This is a genomic window from Weissella paramesenteroides, assembly GCF_051903945.1.
Classification (GTDB): Bacteria; Bacillota; Bacilli; order Lactobacillales; family Lactobacillaceae; genus Weissella; species Weissella paramesenteroides_A.
The window spans coordinates 1,082,353-1,102,243 of record NZ_CP192268.1; the positions used below are offsets into that span (position 1 = coordinate 1,082,353).

21 protein-coding genes and 1 pseudogene are annotated in these 19,891 nt (G+C 40.4%); 4 read left to right on the top strand and 18 right to left on the bottom strand.

Features of this window, described 5'->3' with window-relative positions; all coding sequences use genetic code 11:
* The first annotated feature begins 28 nt into the window (after positions 1-28).
* Complete coding sequence (locus ACQ4QH_RS05170) at positions 29-619, top strand: helix-turn-helix domain-containing protein (RefSeq protein ID WP_439818046.1); 591 nt, start codon at positions 29-31, stop codon at positions 617-619.
* On the top strand, positions 619-1,542 hold the full coding sequence (locus tag ACQ4QH_RS05175; protein WP_439818047.1) for an IS3 family transposase: 924 nt from the start codon (positions 619-621) through the stop codon (positions 1,540-1,542). The genes ACQ4QH_RS05170 and ACQ4QH_RS05175 overlap by 1 nt, the downstream gene beginning before the upstream one ends.
* Positions 1,543-2,034: 492 nt before the next feature.
* Here the strand turns inward: ACQ4QH_RS05175 and ACQ4QH_RS05180 are convergent, their stop codons facing one another.
* The 16 genes from ACQ4QH_RS05180 to ACQ4QH_RS05255 all read right to left on the bottom strand — a co-directional run bounded on the left by ACQ4QH_RS05180 (position 2,035) and on the right by ACQ4QH_RS05255 (position 15,587).
* Positions 2,035-3,072 carry an IS30 family transposase gene (locus tag ACQ4QH_RS05180; protein WP_439818048.1) on the bottom strand — a complete coding sequence of 346 codons (1,038 nt, stop codon included), beginning with the start codon at positions 3,070-3,072 and terminating at the stop codon, positions 2,035-2,037.
* A gap of 236 nt (positions 3,073-3,308) precedes the next feature.
* The gene (locus ACQ4QH_RS05185) at positions 3,309-3,518 is read right to left on the bottom strand and encodes a hypothetical protein (protein ID WP_439818049.1); all 210 of its coding nucleotides are present in this window, start codon (positions 3,516-3,518) and stop codon (positions 3,309-3,311) included.
* Between the two features lie 381 nt (positions 3,519-3,899).
* Positions 3,900-4,064 carry a type II toxin-antitoxin system RelB/DinJ family antitoxin gene (locus ACQ4QH_RS05190; RefSeq protein WP_439819508.1) on the bottom strand — a complete coding sequence of 55 codons (165 nt, stop codon included), beginning with the start codon at positions 4,062-4,064 and terminating at the stop codon, positions 3,900-3,902.
* Between the two features lie 66 nt (positions 4,065-4,130).
* Positions 4,131-6,311 (bottom strand): DNA topoisomerase 3, encoded by a 2,181-nt coding sequence (locus tag ACQ4QH_RS05195; protein ID WP_439818050.1) that lies wholly within the window; start codon positions 6,309-6,311, stop codon positions 4,131-4,133.
* The gene (locus ACQ4QH_RS05200) at positions 6,312-6,587 is read right to left on the bottom strand and encodes a hypothetical protein (protein WP_043941709.1); all 276 of its coding nucleotides are present in this window, start codon (positions 6,585-6,587) and stop codon (positions 6,312-6,314) included.
* Positions 6,588-6,711: 124 nt separating this feature from the next.
* Positions 6,712-8,562, bottom strand: a complete 1,851-nt coding sequence (locus ACQ4QH_RS05205; protein WP_439818051.1) for a hypothetical protein — start codon at positions 8,560-8,562, stop codon at positions 6,712-6,714.
* A 31-nt stretch (positions 8,563-8,593) separates the two neighbouring features.
* Complete coding sequence (locus ACQ4QH_RS05210; protein ID WP_115470344.1) at positions 8,594-8,965, bottom strand: hypothetical protein; 372 nt, start codon at positions 8,963-8,965, stop codon at positions 8,594-8,596.
* 292 nt (positions 8,966-9,257) lie between these two features.
* Positions 9,258-9,557: a hypothetical protein gene (locus tag ACQ4QH_RS05215; RefSeq protein WP_150222298.1), complete on the bottom strand. Its 300-nt coding sequence runs from the start codon at positions 9,555-9,557 to the stop codon at positions 9,258-9,260.
* A 33-nt stretch (positions 9,558-9,590) separates the two neighbouring features.
* The gene (locus ACQ4QH_RS05220; RefSeq protein WP_131473543.1) at positions 9,591-10,190 is read right to left on the bottom strand and encodes a hypothetical protein; all 600 of its coding nucleotides are present in this window, start codon (positions 10,188-10,190) and stop codon (positions 9,591-9,593) included.
* Positions 10,162-10,749 carry a hypothetical protein gene (locus tag ACQ4QH_RS05225; protein ID WP_439818052.1) on the bottom strand — a complete coding sequence of 196 codons (588 nt, stop codon included), beginning with the start codon at positions 10,747-10,749 and terminating at the stop codon, positions 10,162-10,164. Before ACQ4QH_RS05225 ends, ACQ4QH_RS05220 begins: the two co-directional genes overlap by 29 nt.
* Positions 10,750-10,752: 3 nt before the next feature.
* Positions 10,753-11,160 (bottom strand): thioredoxin family protein, encoded by a 408-nt coding sequence (locus ACQ4QH_RS05230; protein ID WP_043941714.1) that lies wholly within the window; start codon positions 11,158-11,160, stop codon positions 10,753-10,755.
* A gap of 9 nt (positions 11,161-11,169) precedes the next feature.
* On the bottom strand, positions 11,170-12,399 hold the full coding sequence (locus ACQ4QH_RS05235) for a phage tail tip lysozyme (RefSeq protein ID WP_439818053.1): 1,230 nt from the start codon (positions 12,397-12,399) through the stop codon (positions 11,170-11,172).
* Between the two features lie 3 nt (positions 12,400-12,402).
* Positions 12,403-12,621 (bottom strand): hypothetical protein, encoded by a 219-nt coding sequence (locus ACQ4QH_RS05240; RefSeq protein ID WP_043941716.1) that lies wholly within the window; start codon positions 12,619-12,621, stop codon positions 12,403-12,405.
* Complete coding sequence (locus tag ACQ4QH_RS05245; RefSeq protein ID WP_439818054.1) at positions 12,622-14,574, bottom strand: type IV secretion system protein VirB4; 1,953 nt, start codon at positions 14,572-14,574, stop codon at positions 12,622-12,624. It abuts the gene before it with no gap.
* 29 nt (positions 14,575-14,603) lie between these two features.
* The gene (locus ACQ4QH_RS05250) at positions 14,604-15,248 is read right to left on the bottom strand and encodes a hypothetical protein (RefSeq protein ID WP_043941718.1); all 645 of its coding nucleotides are present in this window, start codon (positions 15,246-15,248) and stop codon (positions 14,604-14,606) included.
* Positions 15,249-15,587 (bottom strand): hypothetical protein, encoded by a 339-nt coding sequence (locus tag ACQ4QH_RS05255; RefSeq protein ID WP_131473548.1) that lies wholly within the window; start codon positions 15,585-15,587, stop codon positions 15,249-15,251.
* Between the two features lie 334 nt (positions 15,588-15,921).
* Here ACQ4QH_RS05255 and ACQ4QH_RS05260 point away from each other — a divergent pair.
* Together ACQ4QH_RS05260 and ACQ4QH_RS05265 are read left to right on the top strand one after the other, a co-directional pair.
* Positions 15,922-16,710: pseudogene (locus ACQ4QH_RS05260) on the top strand (ParA family protein).
* Between the two features lie 10 nt (positions 16,711-16,720).
* Positions 16,721-16,996 (top strand): hypothetical protein, encoded by a 276-nt coding sequence (locus ACQ4QH_RS05265; protein WP_043941720.1) that lies wholly within the window; start codon positions 16,721-16,723, stop codon positions 16,994-16,996.
* Positions 16,997-17,121: 125 nt separating this feature from the next.
* Here ACQ4QH_RS05265 and ACQ4QH_RS05270 read toward each other — a convergent pair whose 3' ends face one another.
* Together ACQ4QH_RS05270 and ACQ4QH_RS05275 are read right to left on the bottom strand one after the other, a co-directional pair.
* Complete coding sequence (locus tag ACQ4QH_RS05270) at positions 17,122-17,640, bottom strand: hypothetical protein (RefSeq protein WP_131473551.1); 519 nt, start codon at positions 17,638-17,640, stop codon at positions 17,122-17,124.
* Positions 17,641-17,663: 23 nt separating this feature from the next.
* Entirely contained in the window at positions 17,664-19,877 is a 2,214-nt protein-coding gene (locus ACQ4QH_RS05275) for a pLS20_p028 family conjugation system transmembrane protein (protein WP_439818055.1), read from the bottom strand.
* Positions 19,878-19,891 lie beyond the last annotated feature (14 nt).

The following is a 19,891-nucleotide window of genomic DNA, read 5'->3' on the forward strand; positions in this document are numbered from 1 at the left end:
AACTTCATCTGAACGTGCGTTCTCGAAGTTGCACAATATTGGTCAAGGATCAATACAAAACTGGATGCACTTGTATGATGAATTCGGATTGGAGGGGCTTAGTGAATCAAGATTTAACCAGTCATATTCAAGTGAGTTTAAGCAAGAGGTTGTGCAAGCATACTTGTCTGGCGAAGGAACTCTTAGGGGATTAACTAGACGATTTAAGCTACGCAGTAAAACACAATTACAAAGTTGGCTTTCAAAGTATAATGGGAATGAAGAACTACGCTCTTCGGGCGTAGCAACAAGGAGAATTCCCATGGCATCACGTAAGACAACATTCGAAGAATGTATTGAAATTGCGACATACGCAATTGAACACAATCGTAATTACATCAAAACCTCTCAAAAAATCCAAGTGAGTTACCAACAGGTACGTTCATGGGTATTGAAAGTCGATTCTAGTGGCTTTGAATCACTTCGCGATGGACGTGGTCGCAAGAAGTCTGAGGATGAACTGTCAGATAATGAAAAGCTTAGGCTTGAGAATAAACAGTTGAAAGCCGAGTTAAAAGCACAACGTATCCAAATTGATTTAGCAAAAAAATTACAAGAAATCCTAAGCAAAGGCAGGTAATGGTAAATCGAGTTACGAATGTTCCGTTGTACGAAGCTATGCGTGAATTACATAACTCAGATTCAAGCACCTACACGATTGAACAGCTAGCAATAGCTGGCGAAGTTTCTAAGCAAGCGTATTATAAATGGCTAAATCGTTCAGAAACTGCAAATGAACAATTAAATGAAGTACTCATGTATAAAATTAAGAAACTTGACGACAATCATCATCATAATTTAGGTGTGAAGCGAATGACAATGTATCTTAATCACGATGAAAATATCCTTTATCATATAAACATCAAGCGAGTGCGTCGCTTAATGCGCATCGCTGGTATCCGTCCGGATATTCGCAAGAAGAAACACAATCGCATTAAGACAAATGCAATGTACATTACAGACAATGTGTTGAATCAAAATTTTCGAACTACTGCTCCAAATAAAAAATGGGCAACTGACATGACGGAATTAAGTTATGGACATAACTTGGAACACACATTGAAATTATCAGCAGTAATTGATTTATATGGCACTTATGTACTTTCGTTTAACATCAGTGCAACAGAGACGTCCAAAGCAGCTATACAAGCGTTTGAACGAGCATATCAAAATACAGAAAATCCACAACATGCCTTAGTACATTCGGATCGAGGGTCCGCCTACACATCAGGTTCTTTCAAAAATTACTTAGGGCACCATAATGCGCGACGGAGCATGTCTCGTCCGGGCACACCATATGATAACGCCATCATGGAGAAGTTTTGGAATGATTTTAAAGTAGAATGGTGGGATAAGCAACACAGTTATACATTCAAGGAAGCAATTGAGGCGATCAAAGCAGGAATTGATTACTTTAATCTTATTCGACGCTCAGAAACAATAAATGTCCATACCCCGGAAAAATTCCGGAATATGGACATTTACGGTGGTGCGAGCGCCTAATTCAATTTTATATTATTTCACCCGTCAACTTGACAGGGACTAGTACAAACGAATCAACGCTGGTCCCATTAAATCTTTGATTGCTTGCTTTTGTTCTTCTGGCAACTGTTTCATAAAGTAATGACCATATGCTCGGCTAATTCGTTGGATTGCCCAATCAACTTTTTCTTGATTATCATCGGTTAAATCAGATAAATAGTCTTGTGTATGACCGACTAGGTGTTGCCGGGAATTGTCAAGTCTTTAACTAGCAATTTCTTAAAAAAATTTTAAGCAAAGGACGTGCACTGCATTAAACCAACCTTTGCCCGCTTTTTTACATTTCAATATCATTTTTGGATTATCTCGTTGTGACTTTTATTGCTGGCTGAAACCAATTATCTGACAGAAATATTTACATGTGTTCAGCAGCTAATTCAAGGCAGCCAAAAGGACTTGTATTTAAGCAGCAAAAATACAAGTTTAGTTAGTTATTCAGTTACCTGATTGACCTTAAGCTAATTGGCTATTATTTAACCGATGCGCTTTCTTTTGACGGAATTTTTGGCTTTGTAAGAATTGGTTATAGCAGACTTGCGGCGTTTTCCACCCTAATACTGCTTTGGGATAGTGGTTAATAATATCTTGAACAGCACGTAGTGCCACTAAGGTAATTTTAGTAAAACTCTGCCCTTTGGGAAAGAAGTGCCGAATATCACGATTAATGCGTTCAATACCCCCCTTTTCTGCCGGACTATATGCATGGGTAAAATAGACAGCCACCTGCCACTTATCAAGCAACATCATTACATCAAAGTTTGTAAACTCGTGACCCCGATCTGTCGTGATTGATTGAACTTGATTCGGATGCCGTTTTAAAAATTGTTCAATTGCATCATGCATGGCACTGACTTGTTTACTGGCTAACTTCATGATTTCCACATACCGACTTTTACGTTCGTAAAAAACCAAGAGACTGGCTTTAACCCCTTTAGAGGAATCAATACAATCCATTTCCCAGTGACCAAAATTACGTCGCTCATTAATGATTGATGGTCGTTGCTCAATACTGTGAGTTTGCATAAAATCGCTTTCGCGATGCGATCGCATAATTTCACGCATAGAAACTGGTCGCATGTGATACTTATGTTTTTGGTAATTAAGCAAGGCAGGCACGCCTAATTTTAAATAACGATATAAGGTTGCCGCTGAAGGCGCATTTTTCACACGGTGCGCTATCATCGGGATCGTCCAATGCTTTTCCTCAACCACTTTTTGAATGCGTTTTAAAGTACCACGTGACGTATGTAATTTACCGTAATTACGATTAATACGATTTTGTGCAGCTAACCAATCGGCATATTCCGGATCATAGGGAATTTTGTCTAATGAAACATCAGTACGGCGCCGATTATAATGCACTTCGTCATAGATTGTTTTGGGTGTCCGGTGTAACCGTAAGGCAATCTGGCGTAAGCTAATTTTTTGTTCATAGTACCAAATATAAATGTAGTAGCGCTCTGAACGACTTAAGCGTTTATAAGATCTCATAAGTTAATCTCCTCAACAAAGTATTGATTGGTAAATTTAAAAATAGCGTTAAAACCTTTACCTAATAATAGAATACCCGTTCACACAAGTGATTAGATTAAATAAATCGTGCATAGTTGGTCACTTTACAATCAAAAATGGCCGTAGAATGCGTTTCACAGAAATTAAATTTTGCCAAATTAAAAAGACCAGCAGACGCTAGTCCTAATTTACTGATGTTTTAGTTATAACTAGTGTTAGTGTCGTGCAACATATAAAATATCACACATTGGAAATCGGCGTTGATGACCTGAAAGAATCACATCATCATCTTGGAATCCTAGCACTTTGCCATGATAAAACGGACTCACCACCCCTTCATCATTGTGATTCCGTAATTGCAAAGTAACTGGGAAATGTTGATCAAAAGCTTTCATTAAATACCGACCAATGGCTTCTTGTGTCATTTCTTGCTGGTCCTGGCGCGCTATATTTTGAGCTCTGTTATTTGAGTAGCTAGCCACATCTGCTGTGTGATCACTAAGAAAGAACCCTTGCCACTTAATTGTTAGTTTTAACTGTATATCATTAATTTTAAACTAATTAAATGATTAATCAAATATTATTTTGTAGAGACAAACTTTGCTTAATCTATTAAAAAAGACCAGTAAGTTACTGGCCTTAAATATCTTCGCAAATCAGAGAATATTTGAAAAAGATGAAACAAACGAAAAAATAAGATGTAGTAAAAACAAGTTAATAGGTACCTATTGTTAATATCTATCACCTATATTGTACGAATTTTACGGCACCTCTGCAATTAATATTAATCAGAGGATAAACCCAGATTAATTTTTAAACAAATGATCAAAAGGTGATTCACCTATATGCGCAACTTGTGTTAAAAACATTTTGATTGCTGACTGTGTCGTTAGCCCTTGTGCCTTAAAAATGGCATCTGCTTTATCCTTAACATCTTCTTCGACTCGTAATTGAATTAACTTTTCACTCATAACCATAATATAGTTCCCCTTTATGTCTGTATATCAGCGTCATGTTACTGAATATTATACAGCATATTATTGCTTACCAAAATCAAAAGCTAGTTTGCCATTTTTTAACTGCAATTTTGCTTGAAACGACTTGACCGTTTTCTTTGATTTAAACCCCTTCAACTTGGCGGTCGTCCCTTTCGTTAGTAAAGTTGTGACAATGGTTGGTGTCAGTGTTTTACTACTCCATTTTTTGGGCAGCGTAAATTGGCATGATTGTTCAGCTTTATAATTTGTACAGCCGTAAAACTTACCCTTGTCCACAATTTGACCTTGCTGACAGACCGGACATTGCCCTAAATTAGCTGCCGCTTGTTGCTTAGATTCATCCTCTTTTTGTACGTTAATTTGCTGCTGCATGGCTGTTGATTGGCCTAGTTGGTCCGGTACTTCGTCCACTAATTTCTGCACAAATTTTTTAATTTGGCCAAGAAAATTGTTTGGCGTCCATTGTTGTTGACCAATTTGTTTCAAAGCGGTTTCCCATTTTGCCGTCATAGTTGGGCTTGTTAATAGTGGCTGTAATGAAACAGCTTGACATAAGGTTTGTCCACTTGCCGATACATGTAACTGATTCTTTGCCGTCACTAAATACTGCCGCTTTTTAAGCACTTCCAAAATATTAGCCCGGGTGGCTTCAGTCCCAATTCCTTCAGCTTCTTTTAAAATAGCTTGTTCGTCGGCATCCTCCAATGTTTTACCAGCTGTTTTCATAGCTGTAATTAACGTTCCTTCCGTGAAAGGTATCGGCGCTTTGGTTAGTTTCTTAGTGGCAGCTAACGTCACTTGTACGCGTTGTCCCTGGGTAACTTTGGGCAAAACAGCCGGTTCTTTTGATTCTTTTTTTTCTTTCAATGGTTGTTTTAATAATACCTGCCAGCCTGGATTAGTAGGAACTTTACCCGTGGCTTTAAATAGGGCTTGGCCGACTTGCGTTATAATGACGGTTTCTTGGTACTCATACGGCTGGGCAAACATGGCCAATGTCGTTCGTAGGACCAAATCATAAATTTGTTGTGCCAAAGGCGTGAGCTTTTGTAACTGCGCTGGTGTAGGTATAGTTTTGGTCATAATGATGGCGTGATGTTCTTGCACCTTAGCCCCATTAATATAACGTTTATTGGCGGTCAGATGATCTAAAACAACTTCTTCTGGAATCAAGGCTTGGTAAGCCGTCAGGTTATCCAGCAAATAATCAAATTCTTGATCCGTAATATACTGACAATCCGTTCGTGGATAAGTTAATAATTTCGCTTCATACAAGGCTTGCACCGCTTTTAACGTTTCACTAGCACTGACATGCGCTTGTTTATTCATGGCACTTTGCAAACTCGATAACGAAAACAAACGCGGACTAGTAGTTTGCTTAGCCGTTGTATCAACACCCGCAATGAAACCGTCCTGTAAGCCAATTTGCACGTTTTTAGTCGTCATGTAGGTATTGAGCTGCTTTTGGTCATCAAAACGCTGATACGGCTCTAATTTCGCTTGAAATGTTTGCTGTTCAACTTGGACTTGTGCTTGTAACTCTAAATAAGGTGTCGGGTGAAAGTTTTTAATCGCTAAATCACGTTCATAAACCATATACAGCGTTGGGGTTTGCACCCGCCCAATTGAATAAACGCCGTGGACACCTGCTTGTCGTAATAATAACGTGTATAGCGGACTCGCATTCATGCCGACTAACCAATCACTAATCTGGCGCGTTTGTGCTTCGTAATAAGCCGGTAGATCACTAGCGCCTGTACGTAAATGTTGAAAACCTTCTCGAATCGCTGCTTTTTCTAAACTATTAATCCACAAACGTTGATAGGTTTTGTTCTTTGTATAAGCTCCAGCTTGCTTAATAATGCTCCAAGCAATGTTACTGCCTTCACGGTCACTATCCGTTGCAATAATAATTGTATCTGCTGCTTGTAATAGCTTTTTAACAATCTTGAATTGCTTTTGTTTATCTGCCCCAACCACAAAGTGGTATTTTTCCGGAAAAATCGGCAAATTGTCCAACGACCAGTGCTTAAATTTGGCATCGTAATCATCAGGTGGTGCCAGTTCAACTAAATGACCAAACCCAAACGTGATGGTTGTATCTGACGGCAAAATCGGGTCACTGACCTCGTAGTAACCCGATTGTTTGGTATTCTGTTGCAAAGCATCCACATAAGCCCGTGCTTGGCTTGGTTTCTCTGCTAGAATAACCGTGCTCATTTAGTCACCTCGCTTTTCTAATTGGTCTAATTTTGCATAAAGTCCCGCAAATTCATGACGAACTTCATGGTAGTATTTTTGGTCTTTACGACTGGCAACAAAAAATAAAATACTCATCAGGTAACCTGTACCTAGCATCAAAAAGGCGATATAATCCTCGCCCTGTTCAAAAAGATCAGCTGCTAGTAGGCTAGGTGCTACATAGAAAAGAACTGAATACATATACCCAAAGTAATAGCGACAACGTCTTTTAAATTGTTTTAATTGAAATATCATATATTCCCCCCATTTTTGATATTAGTATTTAGAAATTATTTGCTGATAATTCAGCAATCATCATGATCAGGAATCGAACCTCATTCAGTCTAGGACTGACCACCAGGCATGACGTGATTATGTCTCACGGCTGCGAGACGTGTTTCGTTTCTTTTTGCCGATTTTTAAATGGATGTAACCACTTGGCTAACTTAGCTTGGCGGGCTTGTTGTGCCAATTCTTGGTGTTGGGCTAAATCGACTTGATCACTCTGTAAACGATGCTCATATTGTTGATTAACTTCAACCAATTGTTGTTTAACCCGTTCCAAATCTTCTTGAGCCGTTTCTGCACGGAATTGCCACTTAGATGATTCAGCTTGCAGTTGGCCAATTTGGCCTTCCAGGTCCATTTTAACTGATTTCAATTGGTCATGGCGTTTCTCAAGATTAAGCACTTCTGCATTCGCAAATTGAAGACGTTCCTTTTCAGCTTGGGCTTTATCTGAATCCTCACGGATTGCTAAGGCATGTTCATGTTCCTTAATAAAATCTTGGCGGCATACTTCTAAATCACTCGATAACTGCCGATAAGCTTTCGTCATTAAATCATTAGCTTCCTTTTGCCCAGCCACAATTTGGTCGATCACTTTGTGGCGCTTAAATTCGGCTTGGTTATAGCGCAATTGTTGCACTTCTTGCTCGATATATTGCTTTTGCGTGGTAATAATTTGGGCAATTTCATGTTGAATAATTTGGTCACGATCACCCGTTAATTTAGCCGTCGTTTTGGCTTTATCAGTGGCTAATTGTTGTTCAAGCTTGGTTAACGTTTGTTCATGACGTTGTTCTTCTTCGGCAACAGCTTGTTGATAATCATTATCTAAAGCTGCTAACGAATTGTCCAAACGATCGCCATAATCTTTCGTATGACGTTGCGTTACCTGTTGTTTAATTGGTGTTTGCCAATCTGTTGTTAGCAGGTCATCAATGGCTTGTGTATCTTCATGCACATCAGCAATGTTTTGCGTCAGTGTCTCACGGTAAGCATCGGCCACCTTATCGGCGGTTTGTTGCATGAAGACATTTGCTTCTTTAGTTTCGCGTACCATCATCACGTCAACATAATCATCGCTTTCCGGTACCACCGTTTGTTTTTCATCCAACGGTTTCGTTTTGAAAAACGAAGTTTTAACTTGAAAGGCTTGAATAAGTTTGGCAATGGTTAAAGTGCTATCGGCGGTAGCTGCAGCTGGCATTACCGGTTGCGTGGCAACCGAAGCAGCATCTGCGACAGCTGTTGCAGCTTGACTAACCGCACTAGCTGGTTCAGCATCGTTAGCTGCTTGTGATGAAGCTTCTGATAAGGTTATTTCAGATTGTGGTTGGCTTGATTTAACCGTCTGTTCAGGTTTATCAGTCGTTGGTTCATCACGAACCACTAACCGTTGTGGTAACCGGTTAAAGAGCTCATTATGCTCAACAGCTTCAATATATTCGTCTTCACTGGGCAAGGTCGGTAACTCTTGATCGGTAAAGCCTCCAAGCTCATGACTGGCAGTTAAAAAGGCTGTCAATGCGTCTGTTAATTCTTGATACGTCAAATCATCGGCCAGACGTACTTGTTCATCGTTCAATACTTGATTAACTGTTTCCACGACAAAATTTTCCATGTCGCCTCTTACCACAGCGTTTTCCCAGGTTAAGCCCGTTTCCACCGTTTTCTTCGGGTTTTTCGGGTCCACCGTTAAAAAGCTGATGTCACCTAACGGCACCACTTCACCGGTAGCAATCGCCACGTTTTGTTGTATTTTTTCTGTCAGCGTTTTTAACTCATCTAGTTTCAGATTAGGCCAGGTTTGCGTCACTTGACCCGTATCAGCCAGCAATTGTTTAATCAACGGATTGTCACTATCTAACGTACTTTTAACCACTTGGGCGCGATAATCGCCTAAATCAACCGGCGGTTGTCGTTTCTTTGATTTTAACCAATGCATATGTCCCTCCTTTCAAATTAAATACAGCCGCTTAAAATGGCCAAGTCCAGTTAAAGCCACCACCGGCACTGGTAACGGTATTAACGATCCAAGTTACCCCAAGACTCAAGCATAGGATTCCCACAATACTTGCTAAACCAATCATGATTTTTTTCGTACCAGATGCATGCAGCATTTGATTACCTGATGCCATCATGGCAATACCTAAAGCAGCCCCAATCGCTCCTAAAACAACCGTTAGTAAAATTAAAAAGGTAATCACTTTACTACCGGTGTTTTTAGCCGTTTCTTCCAAAGCAGCTGCGTGGACCAAGGTTGCTTGACTACTAGCTAATAGTATTGTCCCTACACTAAGCGTTGCCGTCACGAAGCCGCGTGACCATGGTTTTGTATATGTTGTCATTGTCTGACCTCCAAAAATTTAAATGTCACTATCTCTAGTGCAACCCTATCGTAACGAATTTTTAAAGGCCTATGTAAAAGTGTCCCAAAGAAATTTTTAAGTCATTAAAAAAAGAATAACCGCTCAACTTGGCAGTGCACGGCACCAAGTGAACGGTTGTTCTTGAAATCTAATTACCAAAGTTAGTATAGCACATTAACTAATTGTCACGAACGATAATTTTACGTATACGTATCGTATACGATTGCGTATGATATACCGTATACTTACTCGTATGTTAATGCGTATACGTTTATGATTGGGGTTTCAAAAATGATTGATAGCCCTCATTGTTATTAAAGCGAATAATATGATCATTCATCGTGAATTGATGACTATGACGTTCGTCAGCCTTGATCATTGCTATTCGTAATTGGACTTGTGTGACCTGCAAAAATTCGCTTAATGCAATTAAATTACTAAAGTATTTGGCATAATCAACAATATAATGTCCTTGTGCCGACGTTTGCCAATATTTGTGGCCCAATTCTTGCGCTGCTGGACTACTTAAATCCCCCTGACCAGCAGCCATAATGTGTGGTATCCAATTCATATGACGCCCTCCTCTTAATTTGGGATACTTTTATTAATCAACAGTTTCCGTACTATCAACAGCGATATTGTAGACACCTTGTTGATCAATTTTAACTAGTTTATCAGTTTTACCATCATACGTAACCTGAAAGACTTTGATGGTATCTTGCCCTTCTTCATCTTCAAAGTTTAACTCTTGCGTTGTATAAACAGTTGCTTCTAGTTGCTGATCGGTAATTTTGGTTGGCACAATCTGATTTTTAACAAACGTCGATTGTAAGCCTAACTGCCGGGTTTTACTGTACTTATCTTCTTTAAATAACCGTCGGTTATCATAAACTGCGGGACTCACCACTTTTTTAGCGGCTTGACGGCGATGATTATAGGCTTTTTGATCATCATAATTAAAGTAAGCACTCATAAACGTATCTAACCGTTCTTCAGTCCGACTATACAACGGGCGTTCTCGTTCAAATTTTGACAACTTGCGTTGCGTCTGTTGTTGCTTGAGGTGCACTTGCTGTTGCTTACGTTCAGTTTGGTGATTAGCCCCATTAAGCATGAATACACAACCCATTACGATGGCCACAACACTTAACCCGCTAGTAATCAAATAGAACCACTTAGTAGACGGTATCTTTGGCATTTTCACTGGCTTTCACCTCCCCTAACTTGATGCTTTCAACGCGTAACTGACCTTGATATTGTTCTAAGGTTAATAAGACGGTAAATTTTGATTTGATATGGCGCGTCTTAGCCTCTTTATCATCCGAAATACCAAATGCTTCAATCTCAATCTGACCCTCACCGACAATTTCCCCATCGGCCATTTTATTAAAATGTAAGTCGTGCTGGGTTAATTTCATACCACTATTCATACCGGCCATTGCTTGAATCGCCGTATAAGCATCGGCATTACCATAAGTCTCATCTTTAGCACTAATATCACCTGATTTCGTGGCACGCGCTAAAGCGCGGTTCAGAAACGTCACCGCCCGCTTTTGATAAACGGTATCAGTAACCAATGTTTCTTTATTTTGCTGTTGTTTTTGTGCTGACCGTTGTTTCTTTTGCACTTGTTGTATTTGATTATGCGTGGTCTGTTGTTGCTGGGACTGCTTTTGGTCGTAAACAAAGGCCAGAGCCGCAAAGATTATGCTTAACCCTAATACTATTTTCAGTAGCCCTTTCGTGACTTTTTGTTTGTCCATGGCTTACTCCTTCGTGGCTTTAATGACGTTAACTAAACGATCCGGATTATTGGCACCTGCGTACCGGGCCACTTCCTGACCGGCCTTTAAATGAATGGCTGTGGGTACTTCAATCACATTATATTTTTGATATAAGTTTGAATCTTTGGTATCCACCATCACGTAGTGATCGGCTTGACCTGCTTGCACGGCTTGATTCACCTGCCGGACCACTTGCTGACAATCCGGACAACCTGTTTTATGAAAAATTAACACGACGTCATCCTGTGTTTTCTGTTGTTGCTGTAAGATTTGTTGGGGCTGCTTGGTATCATGGTACGTATAATTACGCCATGTCCAGTAACCGCCAACGGCAATCACAATACTCACTAACAAAGCCAGTATCGTGGTTGCATATTGTTTAACTTTCATGTTTAATACCTACTTTTTATCTTTGTCTTGATCAGTTGAAAATGGTCCGGCAGGTATGGTCTGCCCCTTTTCCGGAACTGCTTTACGGGGCACTTTTGATAGATAATCGCCACCACTTACGAGCCCATCTGATTGAGGTGCGAAAGCGGGCTTCTTCTTATTAACCCCAAAGTGCACATGCACACCCGTTGCGAGACCGGTTTGGCCTTGGTGTGATATATGTTGTCCTTTATGGACGGTATCCCCTTTATTTACAACAATTGATTCTTGTGAAGGGGCATGCCCATAATAGGTATAACTACCATCGTTATTTTTGATAATGACATTGTTACCCCCAGTGGCATCAAAGGCTTTGGCATAGACTTTACCGTCGGCAACAGCATAAACATTGCTGGCATCACCATTTTCTTTGGCGCCCACCGTTTGAAAGTCCACGCCGTAATGCGGACTACCCCCGGCACCTTGGTAGTTCGGATAACCCCCGGTAATGTTGTACTGGCCTTTAACGGGTAGTCCAGAACTCGTTCCAGTTGCTGGTGGACAATTATTAGGGTTCAATGTGGCACCACCTTGAGCCGTGGTGGCATCACCGCCGGTGAGGTCCGTTAAGCTCCCGGAAAAGTCTAACTTAAACACCTGCTTAACCCTTTGCGCTGTCGCTAAGGTTTGTGTTGACTTACGCTGTGGGTCCGAGGCGGCGACACCTTCAAAATGCACGTCCCATGCTTCTAACGAATGCGTTAAATCGGCATTACGCATATGCGTTAAGGTGGCTGCATGACTAGACTTTAATTCTTTAATTGCTAAATTAACTTGGCTATCAACATTGTCTTGCGTGTCTTTATATCGATTACCATTTACACCACCAGCACCCCATTGCCAAATCCCTTTCACTTGTCCACTCGGATTTTCAGCTTTGGGATTAAATTGACTTTCACGTAACCCAATCGCTAATGCTGCAGCAATGTTATCGCCGCTCATATGTAACTCATTTTTAAATTTATCAGCTGCTGCTTGCATCGCTTTGTGGGTATTGGATTTACTATCTTTCCAATCACCACCAATGCCGGCACCAGCAGAAGTGTCGTTATTACTGGGGTAGCAAACTTGACTATCATCACTACTGCCACCGGCAAACAGATTAATCACCACCAGAAAGAAGAATAATAAACCAATTAACACAAGCAGTATCGGCACCAAGATTTTAACCCAAAACCAAATTGTGATGGCTTTTTTCATCGGCTAACCCCCAATCGCTTGCAGCAACAAAATAATACCCAACACTAAGAAAATCACGACGGTGATTAATAATAAGCGCAGTGTGCGTTTCACCACTGCCGGGTCCTTTTTGGACCATTCACCTGTTGCTTTATAATGTTCATAATCCCGTTGTGCATCCGCCCAAATGGTACTGGGTTTATAAGGATTTAAACGGCTTTTATTATGTTCTTTTTGACTCATTTAGATACCTCCACCATACATCCGTAATTGGGCATCGGTTGGCCGATAAGCTGTAATAAAAATTGATTGGTAACCCCGCAGAATTAATAAGAATTGTCCCACTTGTAACATCGGTAACGTATCTAATTGATCCGGCGTGGCATCTGAACGACTCGTCACGCTGGCATAACGATTTTTGTCATCTTCTGGTAACCGGCCAATATGATGATTTTGGAAACGATTGAAAAAGTCGGTCATCGCACGGGTTTCTTCTGAATCTTGTTGTTGTCCAGTCGGTAATACGTTCTTTAAACCAGGGAAAATCATAAATAACCCAAAGTAATTCTTACGCTGTTGTTGCATCATCTTATCGGCAAACGAAACGCCTAACGGGTTCGTATAGTTAATGACGTCATCAGCCTCATCCTGGATCCACCAGAAGTATTTCGGTGCTGCCGTTCCATTGGCAACCGTTTGCTTGGTAAATTCACCACGTTGTTCTCGGGCTAACTGTTGGTATCCATTCATGACGACATAAGCATTCATTAACGACATAATACTAAAATATTGCGCAGCGTAAACTTTTGGTTCCCATTCGGCCATACCTGACGTATCAAACATGATCAATTGTTCGTCTGACAAATCAGGCACATCCGTATGACCATTCACTTTTGAGCCATATTGATTTAAAAGATTATTTAATACCATGACAATATTATCTAAGCGGTCTCGGTTATTACCGGTAAAGTCACGCGCATTTAGTTGTCGGGCCTGTAGATAACTAATAAACGTTTCCAAAGTTGGATAGGCATTTGCATCTAATCCAATAATCCGTAATTCTTCCGGGTGATCTTCAGGTGAATATGACCACATCCCTTGATCTTCAATATAAAAGCGTCGTAATTCATCCATGAATAGATTCAATTCACCCACACCGGCTTCTGGATTTAAGGTGGCATAATACGTTTTAACCTTTTCTAAGTGTTGTAAAAAGGAATTAATGACATCAATTTGACCATGTTCATCTAGCACTGTGCCAAAAACATGCAAGATATTTACCCGGTTTTGGGAACCATCCATGGTTAGAATTAGGCCCCCTAACTGTTGAATGTGGGGAAAGTACCGGCGGGTACGATCGAATAACCAAATCGTGTCGCCACGAGCAAATAACGGATCCAATTGCTGGTGCATCCAGGTTGATTTACCTGAACCAGAATCACCAATAATTAAGTTATAGGCCGTGGTACGATGTTTACCATCCGAATGACTGGGGTCAAAGGTGACCTCACCCCCTTGAAAAGTCGTGGCCAAATTGGCACCTCGTGGATCAGCCAAAAATGTTTGGTTAAAGGCATAAGTGCCGGCCAATGAATAAGATTTCATGGGAAAGCCTTTATCTTTGAGCGCAATATCTTGTACCTTCATCGCTGGAATAAAGAATTGGCGCATATGATTAGCCATTTCGCCAGCATAGACCATTGATTTATAATTACTCAAACGTTGTCGAAAATCATCTAGCTTCATGCGCAATTTTTCAATCGTTCGTTCTGTAAATAATACGCGCACGTACAAGCGTTTATAGATTTCTTGCCCATTTAAGGCATCATTCAAATCGGCCATGTTTTGTTGGTACTCATTACCCGCCAACAACTTGCGTTGATCGTTTTGCCACTTATCCCCTAAAATCGCATTATTGGCATTCGCTGCATCTTGTAAGGCTTTTTCCACTTTGGCCCGTGATTCAGTTCCAACCTTCAAAATCGTAATCGTATTATCAGTATCTAACAAATTACGGAACCACATTTGTTGTTGGGTTTCTTTTGGATAATCATAGATGGTGACAATCGTACCGACCCCATTACCGAAATGAATATAATCAGAATGATAAATCGTAGGACTCGGATTTTGGACCTGCCAGATTAAATCTAAATCATAACCTTGATTGCGTAGTTTTGCTGCCACACTTTTTTTCATGTTTACGCCTCCTTTAATTTATTGCTTGTTTATTGATTTAATTGTTGTGTCGGATCTTGTAAGATCTGCAACATCGTTTGTTTTTGCTTTAATGACATCGGTTGGGCTGTGATGGCACGACCACCGGAACTGATAAAGATTTCTCTGGCAGTCCGGGTTTCTGCTGCTGATTCACCATAAATAAAAGCCGTATAGCTTTGGTGCTTCACGTTTTCGGCCACGTGGCGTAAACTGGCAATTTGATCCGTGACTAATTGATGGCGGAGTTGTAATTGCCGATAACGTCGTGCATCTGTGGTTTGCGCCATTTCTGCATCAATTGCTTGCCGATTAGCCAACCAAGCCCGTTGTTGGATGGTAGTTTCAGCGGCCATTCGTGTGATGATAATATCAAAATCACTGGTAAACGTATTGAGTAACAAATGGTAGTCGCGAATAATATTTGAGGCTCCTTCGGAACCGACACCATAGACGAAATCTAAGTCTTTACCATAAATCGTCAACATATCCATGTAACCCGCATCTTGTTTATCATTACCGGCTAACACTAATAAATTATCCTCTCCTTCGAAACGTTTAAACGGTAATAAATCCAACAGGTCAACTTTTGGTCGCCTTAATTCAGCAACTTGTTTCAATGATAATTGGTGCTTTTTTTGTTGTTTAAACCCCATTTAATCCTCCTTTTCCAACGGCATGCATTTCATTGAGCCGTGCAGACTTTGTGAACTGACCGTTTTAGGACCGCGTACAAAGACTTCATCAATCACCAAACTATTCGGATTGCTGGGTGCTGGTAAGATGGCGTAAATTGCTGTAACCACCATGACCACCAGAAAAAAGCCTTTTGAAAACGTCAATTGATATGAAAACGCTTTGGATAGCATGATATAGGTAAACATGAAAAAGCCTCCTAATACCGCTAGTCGTTCAAAATTTAAAAATAAAAGTCGTGGTTGCTTTTTCCAGATGTTGTTACCTGGTGAAAACTCACGATAGTTATAACCTTGCATAAAAATGCCACCTTTCAATAATTTATTTCTTTGATTAACTACCGTTATCGTAACGAATTTTTTAAGGCCTATGTAAAAGTGTCCCAAAGAAAAAATCAAGCATGTAACGTTATACTTAACCGTATACGCTTTGTTATACGGTTAAGTATATTTATAAATGTAATTTTACGTATACTTATACGTATAATATTAAGTATGTTTAAAGATATACGTAACGTATACACTTAATAAAAGCCTGGTGTTATACTGTTTACAGCGTTAAATTATTTCTTTGATTAACTAACCAAACTTTCATTTTGACAAATAAACAAGCGAGGAAATAATGATGCAAATTATGACATTTACTGGATCAAAAGGTGGCGTTGGTAAAACCACGCTGGTCTTTAATTACGCTGCCTGGCTGGCACAACACAATTATCACGTCCTATTAATCGATGGTGATTTTCAGGCTAACTTAAGTGCCACATATGATTTAATTACCAACGAAAATACGTTATTAGATGTGTTTATTGGTGGTGAACCCGTCATCCGACCAGTTGCCCAAAATATTGATTTATTGCCAGCTTCGCCCAATTTGGATCGCGTTGAAGGCTTAATTCAAACGAAAATGTATCGTGAATATTTATTGATGCAGTAGATGCGTCTACACGTCAATACTATCCAGTCTTACGACTACATTTTGATTGATACCCATCCAGAATTTGGTTTACTCACGAAAAATATGATTGCAGTTAGTGATGCCGTCATCGTGCCGTTGGAACCCAGTGAGTATGGTTTTAAACAGCTCAAAACCCAATTTGAACTCCGCATGACCGAATACCAACAAGACAGTATTGACCCCCGGACGGGCGTCAGTGATATTGATGCCCAAGTTTATTATGTTGGTAATAAAATCCAACATAATACTATTGAAAGTCGCCAGTTTCGTGAAGCATTAGCAACGATGCCAAATGTCATTGCCCAAATTGACGCCCGTGAAATCATGCGCAAATCAACTGCTCAAAAACAAGCCGTCGTTGAGATGCCCGCTAGTATCTTGAGACAGTACCCCGGTTTTAAAGAGCAGTTAATAACCCAATTCACACGCATGACGCAAACTTTGCAAGATAATCAACACAGTTAGGAGTATATTTATGTCATTTAATTCAAAACAATCTACTAGTGACCAACAGATGAAAGAGGCCTTTGCTCAAAACCCCGTTCGCCAACACAATGCTGCTGATTTAGTAGCTAGTCTTAATATCAATACCAAACCCACGAGTGAACGTAAGCAATCCGTATCAATTACAATGACCCCTACGATGAAAGAGGAATTAACAGCTCTTGCGAAGCAAAACGGTTATACCGGTTTATCAAGTTTTGCCGTTGAAATTTTTCAAGCCATCTTAGATCAACAATCAAAAGATTAATTAAGTGCATAATAAAAGGCGTTCAACACAGAATTCATGTTGGACGCCTTTTTCATACGTAATAGTATAACACTACGTATACTTATAGTTATACTTAAACGTATACTTTTAAGTATATTGTATCATTAACGAATCAAATCATTGACGTACTCTTTAACATCAGGATCTTTTTGTGCTTGTTCGGGACTATTAAAGTACCAATTATAAGCTGAATCGGAATAGTATGTCATATCTGAATTAAACTTACTATTACCATATAATTCTTGATAAATCTGCCCAATCTCACCATATCCCTGTTGTTCATCCATCAGTCGATTATTATTAAATAAGTGATTTGTTCCTAATTTTGTTTTTTCATTACTAGTACCGTCAGGTCTGTTTTTAACCCCTACATTATACTTTTTAAAAAAGTAATGTCTGATGTGGTCTGGTGACCAAGTTGTTCGGTATAAATTGGGATCATTCTTCCGTAAATGCACATAATGACCTGCTGGCGCTTTTTCAAATTGTTCATCAATTTCCAACTTACTAAAAGCTTCATCTGATAAGGGTTGATTATGTTTATAGATACCATATGACACACCACCCGTCGCCACCACTAGTACTGCAATGATGCCAATAAACCATTTCATTTTGTTACTCATTTTCATCCTCCATCATGCCCTGACTATGATCGTTGCGGATTATCTTTTTTCGGATAAGCCTGACGCAAATCATTTTGTACTTCCTTTTCAAGTCTATCATATACAGCATTTGATGATTTCCGGGTAGCTGACGTCTGTCTAGTTGGTTGACCACTCGTTTGTCGACCCGTGCTATTTTGTACTGTCTGACCCGCATTATTGGCATGTTGATTAGGTGCCGGTTGACTCGTCATCGGTTGATTAGTTGGTTGTGTTAGTCTCGTCGTTGGCTGCGGTCCTGCACTCACTGATCGTCCTGGCATTGCTGATTGAGGTGTGTTTGTTGGTGCTGTTGTATTTGATGTACCACCCGTCACGCTTGTTGCTGATTGTTGGCTACCACTACTTTGACTAACACTACTTGCTGGCATTGGTTTAGGTGGTGTCATGGCCGGCTTGGCTGTACTTTGAAGGTTACCATTAGTTGTACTAGTTGTTTGTCCGGTCGTTTGACTTAACTGACTCGTGGTTGCTGATTGACTGCTGCCACTACTACTGCCACTACTACTGCTTAATGAGCTAATAGGTTGTGTGCCAGGGTTATGCGCTTGGGCGGGTGTACGCAAGCCATTAGAACCAGCCGTTTGACCCGCCTTTCGAGTAGCTGTACCAGGCGCTTGTTGTCCGTTATCCTCACCTTTGTTCATAGTCTCATGAGAACCACCACCAGTTGCTGGTGATTGACTGGCAGCTGCATTAACGGGCAAACCATTCAACCCATTTGCTGAGCGCGTCGTCGCACTATTTTTTTGCTTTCCTGAACTTGTGCCATCACTACCAAATTTTGCATTGGCACCTGCTTGTATCGCTTGTTGCGTCGCTTGATTATTCTTACCTGCTTGGGCAATCTTGGCTTTCATCGACTGGGCACTACCCACAGCTTTTTTACCGCTTTTTGCGGCACCACGCGTAACACCACCAATCATATGTGCTGCTGTACCCGTGACACCCTTGGTGGCTCGACCCACGGTTGCCCCGGTGACTGCTGCCCCAATCAAACCACTGGCAGTATTGCCATGACCCGTTGGCATACCGGTCCAATCATCAATCAAAGCAAACCCGGATAATAAGCCTTTACCAGCTGCTAATAGTAACGCCACACTGATAATCGTGTAAGGTCCCCATGATAGATTTTGGTCACTAATGGCCGTCATACCCCATTGGACGAAAGCAAAGAACAAAATAAGGTTCAGCGGCAACAATGCCATTCCTAAAATACTACCTTCCATCACATGTAAAATTTGCATCGCTTTTTTACCTTCCATATCACGAAAGGCTAAAGCTAGTAGGGTTAGTGAATAGTAAGCCAGTCGGAAGAAACGCACGATTAATTCAATAATCGCCAAAAATCCGATAATGGCAAAGACAATTTCGGCAGCGATAATCCCAATCCAATTTACTTTGACTCGAGGGTAAACTTCTTCGGTTCCTTTTAACCAACCACCTTTATCAACCTTTTCAGTTGTACTTTCACCTTGTTTATTGGCAAAAACTGCTTTAGCTTTATCATTTTTAATACCTTTTTGTGCCTTGTCGTCCATCGTATCTGTAAAAATTGACGATTTAACAATCGCATTCGACGACGTTTTTTTAATTGGACTGTAATCGTGAATATTACCTTCTTTGACCTTAAAGTCGGCTTGCGCCAACTTTTTGAGATCAACTGAATTATTTCGCCAAATATCAGTTAAAATACTGTGCCCACCTTTTTGTGCCGACGAGGTATTTGTTCCTAACATGGCCTGATTCATACTTTTTGAAACTTTAGTACCTCCTGAAATTAACATAGGTACTAAAGCAATGATAATAATGGCTGTGACGATGCCGGACGGCCATTCTTTACCTCTTCGCCCTGACGTTAAATTAAATTGAATTAATTGCACGGCCATCATCACGGCTAAAATAATAATCCCAATCATGAAAAATGTGCCAATATACTGGGTTAAGCTATACCCTGAAATATCTTGACCCGTGCCATCGGATTCAGTAAAAATTGTACTAAACTGGGCTAGTTTCCAAGCAGCATTCCACGCTGTCAAAACCGCATTGGCCAAGTCATAACATAAATCGGCAATCCCTTGACACATCATTTGTAAGACCGACAAAAACATCCGGGATTTTGGTTGTAAATAATCGGCCCATGACTCATAAAACGCATTGGTGGGCCCATTTGCTGGCAGTGGTACCAATCCTATCATGTGCATTTCCTCGC